Consider the following 10,779-nt stretch of genomic DNA (forward strand, 5'->3'; position numbering starts at 1 on the left):
GCCGATTCGCCTGCCGGGCGGGGACAACAGCATGGCCCGCGGTTTCGTGCGCCTCGGGGATATCGCGAGCATTCAGTCGGCGCCCGGTCCCAATCAGATCAGTCGCGAAAACGGCAAGCGCCGTGTGGTCGTGACCGCGAACGTGCGGGGGCGCGATATCGGCTCATTTGTCGCGGAAGCGGAAGCCCGGATCACCGAGGCGGTGCAGGTGCCGACGGGTTACTGGACGACCTGGGGCGGCACTTTCGAGCAATTGCAGAGCGCGACGAAGCGCCTGCAGATTGTCGTACCGGTGGCACTGCTGCTGGTGTTCACGCTGCTCTTCGCCATGTTCGGCAACGTCAAGGACGGCCTTCTGGTGTTCACCGGCGTGCCGTTTGCGCTGACGGGCGGGATTCTCGCGCTGTGGCTGCGTGACATCCCGCTGTCGATCTCGGCCGGCGTCGGCTTCATCGCACTGTCCGGGGTCGCTGTGCTGAACGGACTGGTGATGATCTCGTACATCCGGAGCCTCCGCGACGACGGCCTCGCGCTGGATCACGCGATTCGCGAAGGCGCGCTTACGCGCCTGCGTCCGGTGCTGATGACGGCACTGGTGGCGTCGCTGGGCTTCGTGCCGATGGCCATCGCCATCGGGACCGGCGCCGAAGTGCAGCGGCCACTGGCGACGGTCGTGATCGGCGGAATCCTGTCCTCCACCGTCTTGACGCTGTTGGTGCTGCCCGCGCTGTACCGACTCGCGCATGGCCGCGATGAGCAAAGGCAGTTGTCGCGAATCGCGGTGGCCACGGCGACCGCCGCGCCCGCTACAAGCATCTGATTCAAATTGAAACGGGGTACGAACCAAGACGCACCGCCTGCCAGCGAAACGCGCTCGCGTTTGTACCCAATCGAGAGAGGTCCCAATGAAAGTACGTACCAAAATCGTTATTTGTGCAGCTCTTGCCGGCCTGACCGGATGTGCGAGCCCCACCGTGCTCGAAGGGAAATACTCCGAGGCGGACGGGTGGCGCAAAGGAACCGTCGTCGAGATCGGACCCGCGAAAAGTCTGAAGCGGTCCTCGTTCTATGACTGCAGGACCGAAGCGTCGGACATGGAAGGCAACGCCCCGTACGTGATGGTCGCGTTCTTGCGCAATGGACACCCGTATGCGCGCGCCGCCAAGTTGCCGACTGATGCGCAATTGCAGGTCGGTGACAAGGTCTACGTGAACTTCAAGGACTGCAACGCGCCGATCCCGAAACGCAGCTCATGAACATTCGACCGAAAGGAATTCAATTGATGCGCTTGTCGCGCGGGACGCGGGAGATGGTTGCGATTGATCAACGGTCGGCGAGACCTTGGTTGGTCTGGTCTGGTCAGGACCGACACGATGACTGACGACATCCATCACGCAGCCTGGCGCGACCGAGTCACCCCAGCACTGCTCGACGCGGTTCGCCACGGCAACGTCGCGGAAGTACTGAGGTGGCTGGATGACGGACTGCCGGCCAACTGGCAGGACACCGAGGGGTGCAGTCTGATCTTCCTCGCCGCCTATCACCGTCAGTGGGCCGTCATTGACAGCCTATTGGCGCGCGGTGCATCGGTCGACCTGCCCGATCGTCGAGGATGGACACCGCTGTTTTGGGCCGCTTTCAACGGCCATGCGGACATCGTCTCCTTCCTGATCGGCCGTGGCGCCAATCCCGACGCGCGGAACAAGGACGGGGAGTGGCCCTTATTCTGGGCCGTCTACAAGGGCCACACGCCAGTTGTCCGGCATCTCCTGATCGGTGGTGCGAAGCGGAACCAGCTTGATGCGGAAGGACATGACGAACTCTGGCTCGCGCAGACTTTGGGGCGACACGACATCGTTGCCATCCTGGAGGGACCACGGTCCCGGCGTACGAATCGCCCCGTCCCTGGAAATTCCGATGGGGCAATTTGATTCTGCCTTTCCGCTCCTGTCACGCCGAGCACATATCTTGGTGCCACGAACCTCACTGACGTCTGGTGAGGCCAAGGCGAGATCTCCCCGTTCAACCCACCCCGGCGCGGGCGGCAAAGTCAATGCGCGTGTCGGTGATGAATATCTGGGAAATGGGGGTGTTTGTGGGTCAACGGCGCGTGGCTGTGCCAATGTTCGTGCGGCTCCCTCCCGTCCCACTCGAAATCGTGTACATGCCGGTGGTGCTCGTCATGCACGTGAAGGTGGCGATGCGCAAGCGGTTCATGCGTGTGTTCGTGTTCGTGATGCTCCGTCAGATGCAGCCAAACACCCCAGCCCATCAGGCCAGCTGCGAGCCAGAACGCCGGAGAGGTTGATTCGCCGAGCAGGAGCAGCGCCACCGCCGCGCCGATAAAAGGGGCGGTGGAAAAGTAGGCGCCGGTCCGCGCCGTGCCGAGGCCGCGCAGAGCCAGCACGAACATGACCAGGCTGATGCCGTAGCCGAGCAGCCCCACCGCCATGGTTGCGAGAACCGTTGCCGGAGGCGGCATCGCGGCACCCAGCGACAGCGCGAGCACGCCATTGACGGTCCCGGCGATGATCCCCTTGCTACACGCGATGAACAGGGCGTCGGAGGCCGAGACACTGCGCGTCAGGTTATTGTCGATCGCCCAGCACAGGCAGGCTGCGGCCACCGCGACCGGACCAATCCAGGTCGTTGCGCCGCCATCCCCCGTCGCCCACGACAGCACGCCGCCGCCCGCGACAATGGCGAGCATGCCCAGCACGATGCGACGATCTGCGTTCTCCTTGAAAACGATCCAGGCGATCACGGCCGTGAGCACGGCTTCGAGGTTCAGCAACAGGGAGGCGGTCGAGCCGCTCGTATATCTCAGCCCGAACAGTAGAGCGACGGGGCCGAGCACGCCACCGAATAGAATCGCGCCCAGCAACCAGGGCCACTCCGCCCGGGCGAGGCCAGACGCCTTCCAGCCACGATCCCGAACGAGGCGGACCAGCGCAAGGCCGATGCCACTGCCGAGATACAGCAGACCACCGAGCAAGACTGGCGACAACTCGCCGATCAGCAACTTGGCGAACGGCGTGCTCGCGCCGAACAAGACAGCTGCCAAGAGGGCATAGAGGACGCTGCTACGCATCGTTCAGGCGGTTCGCTGCGGCGGCGTCGGTGACCGACGCCAGTGTCGCGGCTACTCGGGCGCTCTGACGCAGGGAACGACCAACAGCCTCCAAGGCCCACGCAGTTTTTCCCACGAAGTCTCTGCCCTCCTGTTCGATAGCGAGCGCGCTGCACAATTGTACGCCCGCTAGGCGACTAACCCGCTGGCCACCACATTAGGCGTGATAATTCGCGATTATCCCGGGTCCAAATTGGCGCCTCCATGCGCTTGTACTCATTGCAATTGGTATGTAATTACGTACCATGTAATACAGTACGTAAAAATCAGGGGGCGCCAATGGCCAGAAGCGGAATCTACAAGTCCGAGGTGGTGCGGGCACGTGACGCGCTGCGCGCGCAGGGCCGACATCCCTCGATCGACGCCATTCGGGTGGAACTCGGCAACACCGGCTCAAAGGCGACGATTCACCGCTATTTGAAGGAGATCGAAGAGGAAGAAGGCGGGGCCGGCGGCACCCAGGTCGCCCTGAGCGAGGCAATCCAGGACCTGATCGGGCGGCTGGCCGGTCGCTTGCACGAAGAGGCCGAAGCCCGGATCGCGGAGGCGAAAACACGCCACACCGCCATGCCCGCGAAACCTTGGACCATTTCCGGCAGGCGGCCAAGGAACAACGCGATCAGGAGCAGCGCCAACATGAACAGCAGGCTCAGCATCTGCAGGCGGAGTTGCGGCAGTTGAATCAGACGCTGGGAACCAAACAGGACCAACTGACCGGAGTCAGCCGGGACAATGCCCGCTTAGCAGCCGAGCTATCGCAGGCCCATCTCCACCTTCACCAGATTCAGACGGAGGCGCGATCGCTCCGCGACGAACTGGCGGTGGCCAAGGAAACCGGGCAACGCGCTGAGGCGCTGGGCCAGCGCTTGGCGGAGCGGGAGCTACAAGTTGAGGATCTGCTCCGCGACAAGAGTGCGCTCGAAGCCACGCTCGCCGGGCAGACCGAACGTCGCCAAGCCCTGGAAATCGAGCTCGCCGCCGCCCAGGCGTCGCTGGCAATCCAGGAGAAAGTGATGGCGGATTTGCACACACAGCTCCTGAGTTTGGGCAGTCGCAGGAAACGGAGCGGGCAACAGGCCGCGGGCGTCGGTGAGAAAACCGCAACGCCCGACGCTCCATAATTCTACTTTTAAAACATATGCTTACAGCTCGAAAGTCCTAATTTTTGCTTCATCCCGGCACCGCCGCAGCCATAATTGGTATTTAATAACAACGACTTGCGGTGGATATGTACAGTTTTCCCCTTTATCCCGGCCACACCCCCTTAGCGTACGATTCGTTCCGTTTCGTGAGCTGACCCCTCGAACATCTACATGAGGCGCTGGACGTTGCTTCCGAGCGCAACCTCGCGCTTGAGCGCAGCCTGGCAGCCGAACGTGCGGAAACCGCGTCGCTGCGCGCGCAGTCAGTGACGGGAAAGCAGCGGTTGGAGACACTCGAAACCGGGCTCGTCGAGGCACGGCAATCGTTCTCGATCGAACTCGAGAAACTGCGTGACGCCTTGAAGCGCTCCGAGGATCGCTACGATGCATCCGAAAAGCGGGCCTTGCTTGAGATCGACCGAGAACGCATGGCGGCCGCAAAGGCGCAGAAGGAACTGGCCCAAGTGCGGCAAATGAACGCCGATCTTGTCGAGCGTCAACGCAAAGAGTACGCCTCATTTCAGCGTGAGCTAGGGGACGTACGACAGAATTTGGGGGCTGCGGAGGGAGGTCTCGTCAAAATGCGGGAACTCGTGGATCTGCAAACAACGCGACTGGAGGCGATGCACGAGCAACTCGCGCACCGAGCGGCAGAAGCTGCGCTCCTGCGACGAGAGGTGGAACACCGCGATGAGCGAATTAAGGCCGTAGAGCAGCTCCTGCAAGAGACGACGCAAGCTGCGGGCGCGAGGGGCAGTTCCGTCACACCGAAAGGGCGAAAAAGGAAAGCCTCATCGGAGGGGCTGGCCACAAGTGCGTCGGTTGTCCGTTCAGTCCGGCGGCCACGCGAGTGATACTCTGCGAAGAGAACACCTACGTGTAGCGGCTCGCATTTGAAACCGGCTCGGCTCGCTTTCGATGCCCCTGCCAGCTCGGATTAGCTGCAACTGACCAGCGGTCTCAGCTCACAAACGCTGCGAACCAGCTTGCATTCAGCAGCGCCGGCTTGCTTTCCATTGCGGCAGGCTCACGCTTGCTGCAAATGATGAACTTAGGGACTGGGTGAGCCGATGTCGCCGTCGTCCAGGGTGGCGACCAGTTTCTGAACCTGGCGCTCCAAGCCAGGCAGATCGTTCTGGATTGTCTTCCAGACGATCTCCAGATCGACCTTGAAGTAGCCGTGCGCGAGGGCGTTGCGCATTTCATAGGCGAACGCCAACGGCACCTCCGGGTGAGCAGCGGCGAAGTCGGGGTAGTGGCGCTCGATGTTCCGACAGGCCTCGCCGATGATCTCGAAGTTGCGGATCACCGCGTCCTGCACCATCTCGTTCTGCAGGAATGCCCAGTCGGTGGTGTCTTCGGTGTAGCGCTGGATGCGCTCGATGGCTTGCAGGATATGGCCCAGATAATCAGGCAGGCGCTGGATGTCGCGGCTCATACCGGAATGGCCTCGGCCAGCACCGCGTCGCGGAACTTGTCTGGCAGCGCCTTGGGCGTCAGCACGTCCACCGGCACGCCCAACAGCTTGCGCAGCTCGTAGCGAATCGCGCCGATGTCGAACAGCGTCGTGTCCGGCGTCGGGTCGATTAGAAGGTCGAGGTCGCTGTCATCCGTATCATCGCCATGGGCAACCGAACCAAACACGCGAGCATTTCTGGCACGGTGCGCCGCAACCACGCGGCGAATATCGTCGCGATGGGCTTGCAGGGCGATGGATGGCTTCATGGTCGTTCTTCCAACTATTCGGTCGATGGCTGTCAGCTTGGGCTATACCCAAACTTTAGGTCAGGCCAGCCCAGCAAACAGCGTCAAACTAGAGTATCAATGTGCATTGATTGACACGCGCCGTCAAGGGTCTAAGATTTCAAGCTGACAAACCCATCGGAGAGACCCAGTGCAGGGGCAGCGCATCGGCTACGTCCGGGTTAGCACGTTCGAGCAGAACGCGCAGCGTCAGCTTGAGCAGGTCCAGGTCGATCGAACCTTCACCGACAGGGCCTCAGGCAAGGATGCCCAGCGTCCGCAACTGGAGGCGCTGATCACCTTTGCCCGCGAGGGCGACACGGTGGTCGTCCACAGCATGGATCGCCTGGCCCGCAATCTCGACGACCTGCGCCGCATCGTCCAGGGCTTGGTCAAGCGCGGTGTTCGCATCGAGTTCGTCAAGGAAGGCCTAACCTTCACCGGCGAGGACTCGCCGATGGCCACGCTGATGCTGTCGGTGATGGGTGCCTTCGCCGAGTTCGAGCGTGCCTTGATCCGCGAACGGCAACGCGAGGGTATCGCCTTGGCCAAGCAGCGCGGCGCCTACCGCGGCCGCAAGAAGTCTTTGCCGCCGGAGCGGATCGCCGAACTGCGCCAGCGGGTCGCCGCCGGCGAAACCAAGGCGCAGGTGGCGCGCGACTTCGGCATCAGCCGCGAGACGCTGTACAACTATCTGGCAGAGGCGGACAGCGATGCCGTCCGGGCGGCGTAAGCAAATACCGACCGATTCGCTGCTGCAATTGCGGCAGCGGCTTGATCGTCTGCCGCGCAAGAGCCCTGAGCGTGCCGGCCAGATCGCGGCCGTAGCCATGCTTTACGGCGTCTCCCCCACAACCGTCTATCGTGCGCTGCACACCTTCAACAGACCGCACGCAGCGCATCGCGCCGACCACGGCAAACCGCGCGTACTGCCGCAGGCTGAGCTGGAGCGCTACTGCAAGCTGGTCGCCGCGCTCAAACTACGGACCACCAACAAGAATGGCCGGCACTTGTCCACCCAGCGCGCCATCGAGCTGTTGGAAGACTATGGCGTGGAAACCAGCCACGGCCTAGTACAGGCGCCCAAGGGCTTGCTGAAACGGCCGACCGTGAATCGCTACTTGTCATTCTGGCACCTTGACCAGCCGCACCTCACCCGCGAGCCGGCCGCTGTGCGCTTCCAGGCTGAACACAGCAACGATTGCTGGCAGTTCGACATCTCGCCCTCCGACCTCAAGCATATCGACAAACCGGATTGGATCGACCCGTCCAAGGGCGAGCCGACGCTGGCCATCTTCAGCATCGTCGATGACCGCAGCGGCATGGCTTACCAGGAATACCACTGCATCTACGGTGAGGACGTGGAGTCGGCGCTTCGCTTCCTGTTCAACGCGATGGCGCCGAAAGCAGATCCAGCCAATCCGTTGCAGGGCCGGCCGAAGATGATCTACCTGGACAACGGGCCGGTGGCGAAGAGCCGGGTATACCAGAACGTTATGCAGGCCCTTGGCGTCGAGTGGCAGACGCATATCCCAGCCGGCAAGGACGGAACCCGGACCACCGCCCGTTCCAAGGGCAAGGTCGAGCGGCCGTTCCGCACCGTCAAGGAGGCCCATGAAACCCTTTATCACTTCCACAAACCGGAAACCGAACAACAGGCCAACGAGTGGTTGACGCGCTACCTGTTGCGCTACAACGATCAGCGGCACCGTTCTGAACCGCACTCGCGCCGCGATGATTGGCTAGCCAACCTGCCGGCCGACGGCCTGCGCGAAATGTGCACCTGGGAACAGTTCTGCCGCTTCGCCCGCGAACCCGAGCGGCGCAAGGTCGACATCGACGCTCGCATCAATATCGACGGCACCCAGTACGAAGTCGAGCCCGATATGGCCGGCGACTGGGTGGTACTGCTGTGGGGGTTGTTCGACGACGAGTTGTTCGTCGAGTATGACGGCGAGCGGTTCGGTCCTTATCACCCTGTGTCCGGGCCGATCCCGCTGCATCGCTACCGTGCCTTCAAGCGCACCAAGGCTGATGAACGCGCCGACCGCATCCGCTCGCTGGCCGACCAGCTCGGGCTGCCGATTGCTGCGCTGTCGGGCGACGACATGCGCCTGACAGCATCCGCATCGACTCCGGCAACTATTCCCCGCCAGCCGTTCGACACCGAAGCGCACGAGTATCACTTTCCAACCGTGATCGCCGCCAAGCTGGCCATCGCAGACGATCTGGCCATGCCACTGGCCAAGCTGTCGGCGGAGGATGTGGCTTTCATCAACCAGGTGCTGGCCGAGACGTTGACGCGCCGGGTTGTCCTGACGCGGGTCCGAGAATACTTCCGACACACAACAGGGGAGCAGCATGCGGGTTGAAGTGATGCAGCATTTCAGGTTGACCATGCCGTTCAACCAAGCGGGCTACTACGAAACCGGCCACCACAAGGAGCTGATGAAGGATATTCGCGGCGCGATCACCGAGGGTCGGCTGATCGCCGTCTGCGGCGTTATCGGCAGCGGCAAGACAGTGCTGCTGCGGCGACTCCAGCAGGTGCTGGAAGACGAGAAGAAGGTGACCGTCTCCAAGTCTCTGGCAATCGAGAAGCACAGCATCAAGCTGGCCACCCTGATTGCGGCGCTGTTCTACGACCTGTCGCCCGACAAGCAGGTGCAGATTCCCAAGCAGGGCGAGCGCCGCGAGCGGCAGTTGCAGGAGCTGGTCAAGAAGGGCAAGCGGCCCATCGTCCTGTTCGTCGATGAGGCGCACGACCTGAACGGCCACACCTTGACCGGCCTGAAACGGCTGATGGAACTGGTCGAGGATGGCGACGGCCGCCTGTCGGTGGTGCTCGCTGGCCATCCCAAGCTGCGCAATGACCTGCGCCGGCCGACCATGGAAGAGATCGGCTACCGCACCGATGTCTTCTCGTTGGACGGTATCGCTGGCGCACAGCGCGAGTACATCTACTGGCTGCTCGGCGCCTGCACCGAAAGCCAGGTCGAAGTCGACTCAATCCTGACCGAAGAGGCTATCGACTTGTTGGCCACCAAGTTGCGCACCCCGCTGCAAGTCCAGCTACATCTGACCCTGGCGCTGGAGGCCGGCTACCAGGCCGGCGAGCAGCCTGTCTCGGCCGAGGTAGTCGAGTCGGTGTTGTCCCGACAGATCGACGACCTGGAGCCGACACTGACGCGGCACGGCTACCGCCTCAAAGACCTGGTGGAGCAGTTCGACGCCAAGCCAGCCGAGATCAAGGCGCTCTTTAACAACGCACTGGACCCGGCGCGGGCGACCGAGCTGCGGGAGAAAATGCTGCGGGCCGGGTTGCCCATATGAGGCAGCCACAACACGTGAAAGGTATGGCGATGAACGACTATTTCAGCGATCGCGAGATCGGGCAACGTCCGAGATCGGAGCAGACCATCTCGCCGGATGTTTGGAAGGCATTGGCGGCGATCATCACGACACGCCTCAATACTGGTGCCTTGGGTTATCGATTCCCGAGCATCTGTCCTGATGGCAACGCGGTCGTTGATGTGGACGTGCGAGCGCTGGCCGACGTTCTGCGGGCAGAAATCCCTGGTCTGGATTGGCCGCTGCAAACGACTCGTTTCAACGACGATAGCTTCGAAAGCGAGCCGTGGGCACCGGACACACTACAGGTTCTCGACCTCTTGGAGTTCGTGCATAAATCCGTCGCGAAGCCGCTCCAGGGTAGCTACCACGACTACTTCAAGCATCACCATCTGACCTTCGACGTTGACGCCGGGCAATCGGAATTCCGGGACGACGTGAACCGCATCTTCGCCCGGAACGGCTTGGCATACGAATTCACTCGATCCGGCCAGATTCAGCGAACGCTTCCGCCGGTACTCGACGAGAGCCTGCGCAACACTACCTTTCGCACAGGGGACCACCAACTCGACGTGATGCTGGAGGAGTGCCGAACGAAGTTCGCCAGCCCCGACGCGCGCCTCCGTCGGGAGGCCATCGAGCGGTTGTGGGACGCATGGGAACGCCTGAAAACAACGGACGGCGCGGACAAGAAACTGTCCATAGCAAAGATTCTAGATCGCGCGGCTGACGAGCAGACCTTCCGGAAGATGTTGGATGATGAGGCGAAGCAACTGACCAGCATCGGCAATACCTTCCATATCCGGCACTCGGAAACCACGCAGATTCATGTTACCGACCCCGACCAAGTTGACTATCTGTTCCACAGACTCTTTGCCATGATCCAGTTGCTGCTTCGTAAGAACAGAGCTGGTTAGTTGCAGGAAACGTGAGTCGGCGGCGATGGAATGCGAGCCGGCGTGGCTGAATGCAAGCTGGTTTGCAACGAATGTGAGCCGGAACCGCTGGTCAGCTGCAGCTAATCCGAGCCAGCGGCAGTGTCGAAAGCGAGCTGGGCCGGTTTCAAACGCGAGCCGCTACACCTACGCTGACTTGTGAGACGAGATTTCAACAATATTCTGTAGCCCAAGAATTCCGGGACACAAAATTGCGTACCTGCATGCATTCTGACGCAGTCGGGCAAATGCGTCTAAATTCGGCCTTGTAAGTCGCTGAATTCTGTCTTCTTGCTACTGATCGTGATTTCAGTACCTCGGGCGTAAAAGCACCCTTCCATTCACGATAACATGCCATGTCGTGAATGCAACCGCTAGAAATGTAAAAAACGGCGCGTATAAACGGAGCGAATTACATATAATACGAGAATCGTATGTCGTTGCGCTTCAAGTCTCTCGATGATCTTGGGCGTGGTGC

11 protein-coding genes and 1 pseudogene are annotated in these 10,779 nt (G+C 61.6%); 9 read left to right on the forward strand and 3 right to left on the reverse strand.

Annotated elements, in window-relative coordinates:
* The 3 genes from VGE08_RS14650 to VGE08_RS14660 form a co-directional block, all read left to right on the forward strand.
* On the forward strand, positions 1 to 820 hold an 820-nt coding region (locus tag VGE08_RS14650; RefSeq protein WP_331068648.1), incomplete at its 5' end, for an efflux RND transporter permease subunit.
* A gap of 85 nt (positions 821 to 905) precedes the next feature.
* Positions 906 to 1,256: a hypothetical protein gene (locus VGE08_RS14655; RefSeq protein ID WP_331068649.1), complete on the forward strand. Its 351-nt coding sequence runs from the start codon at positions 906 to 908 to the stop codon at positions 1,254 to 1,256.
* 117 nt (positions 1,257 to 1,373) lie between these two features.
* Complete coding sequence (locus VGE08_RS14660; protein WP_331068650.1) at positions 1,374 to 1,931, forward strand: ankyrin repeat domain-containing protein; 558 nt, start codon at positions 1,374 to 1,376, stop codon at positions 1,929 to 1,931.
* Positions 1,932 to 2,050: 119 nt separating this feature from the next.
* Here the strand turns inward: VGE08_RS14660 and VGE08_RS14665 are convergent, their stop codons facing one another.
* Positions 2,051 to 3,091, reverse strand: coding sequence for a DMT family transporter (locus tag VGE08_RS14665; protein WP_331068651.1), 1,041 nt, complete (start codon positions 3,089 to 3,091; stop codon positions 2,051 to 2,053).
* Positions 3,092 to 3,409: 318 nt separating this feature from the next.
* On the opposite strand from VGE08_RS14665, the pseudogene VGE08_RS26380 reads away from it, so the two are divergent.
* Together VGE08_RS26380 and VGE08_RS14680 are read left to right on the forward strand one after the other, a co-directional pair.
* Positions 3,410 to 4,251: pseudogene (locus tag VGE08_RS26380) on the forward strand (DNA-binding protein).
* Between the two features lie 305 nt (positions 4,252 to 4,556).
* Positions 4,557 to 5,126 carry a hypothetical protein gene (locus tag VGE08_RS14680; RefSeq protein ID WP_331068654.1) on the forward strand — a complete coding sequence of 190 codons (570 nt, stop codon included), beginning with the start codon at positions 4,557 to 4,559 and terminating at the stop codon, positions 5,124 to 5,126.
* Positions 5,127 to 5,323: 197 nt separating this feature from the next.
* Here the strand turns inward: VGE08_RS14680 and VGE08_RS14685 are convergent, their stop codons facing one another.
* A complete protein-coding gene (locus tag VGE08_RS14685; protein ID WP_331068655.1) occupies positions 5,324 to 5,710 on the reverse strand; it encodes a DUF86 domain-containing protein in 387 nt (128 codons plus the stop codon).
* On the reverse strand, positions 5,707 to 5,997 hold the full coding sequence (locus VGE08_RS14690) for a nucleotidyltransferase family protein (RefSeq protein ID WP_331068656.1): 291 nt from the start codon (positions 5,995 to 5,997) through the stop codon (positions 5,707 to 5,709). The genes VGE08_RS14685 and VGE08_RS14690 overlap by 4 nt, the downstream gene beginning before the upstream one ends.
* 169 nt (positions 5,998 to 6,166) lie before the next feature.
* Here VGE08_RS14690 and VGE08_RS14695 point away from each other — a divergent pair, with 169 nt between their 5' ends.
* The 4 genes from VGE08_RS14695 to VGE08_RS14710 are packed head-to-tail and all read left to right on the forward strand — an operon-like array spanning position 6,167 to position 10,283.
* Complete coding sequence (locus VGE08_RS14695) at positions 6,167 to 6,748, forward strand: recombinase family protein (RefSeq protein ID WP_331068657.1); 582 nt, start codon at positions 6,167 to 6,169, stop codon at positions 6,746 to 6,748.
* A gap of 4 nt (positions 6,749 to 6,752) precedes the next feature.
* A complete protein-coding gene (locus tag VGE08_RS14700) occupies positions 6,753 to 8,387 on the forward strand; it encodes an IS481 family transposase (protein WP_331068659.1) in 1,635 nt (544 codons plus the stop codon).
* On the forward strand, positions 8,377 to 9,348 hold the full coding sequence (locus VGE08_RS14705; protein WP_349258708.1) for an ExeA family protein: 972 nt from the start codon (positions 8,377 to 8,379) through the stop codon (positions 9,346 to 9,348). The genes VGE08_RS14700 and VGE08_RS14705 overlap by 11 nt, the downstream gene beginning before the upstream one ends.
* A 29-nt stretch (positions 9,349 to 9,377) precedes the next feature.
* Complete coding sequence (locus tag VGE08_RS14710) at positions 9,378 to 10,283, forward strand: AbiJ-NTD4 domain-containing protein (RefSeq protein ID WP_331068658.1); 906 nt, start codon at positions 9,378 to 9,380, stop codon at positions 10,281 to 10,283.
* The last annotated feature ends 496 nt before the right edge of the window (positions 10,284 to 10,779 follow it).

It is taken from the genome of Steroidobacter sp. (genome assembly GCF_036406195.1).
Taxonomy (GTDB): domain Bacteria; phylum Pseudomonadota; class Gammaproteobacteria; order Steroidobacterales; family Steroidobacteraceae; genus Steroidobacter.

Coding starts and splice junctions, on each gene's coding strand:
- VGE08_RS14655 (WP_331068649.1), top strand. CDS start 906: ATGAAAGTACGTACCAAAATCGTTATTTGTGCAGCTCTTGCCGGCCTG.
- VGE08_RS14660 (WP_331068650.1), top strand. CDS start 1,374: ATGACTGACGACATCCATCACGCAGCCTGGCGCGACCGAGTCACCCCA.
- VGE08_RS14665 (WP_331068651.1), bottom strand. CDS start 3,091: ATGCGTAGCAGCGTCCTCTATGCCCTCTTGGCAGCTGTCTTGTTCGGC.
- VGE08_RS14685 (WP_331068655.1), bottom strand. CDS start 5,710: ATGAGCCGCGACATCCAGCGCCTGCCTGATTATCTGGGCCATATCCTG.
- VGE08_RS14690 (WP_331068656.1), bottom strand. CDS start 5,997: ATGAAGCCATCCATCGCCCTGCAAGCCCATCGCGACGATATTCGCCGC.
- VGE08_RS14705 (WP_349258708.1), top strand. CDS start 8,377: ATGCGGGTTGAAGTGATGCAGCATTTCAGGTTGACCATGCCGTTCAAC.
- VGE08_RS14710 (WP_331068658.1), top strand. CDS start 9,378: ATGAACGACTATTTCAGCGATCGCGAGATCGGGCAACGTCCGAGATCG.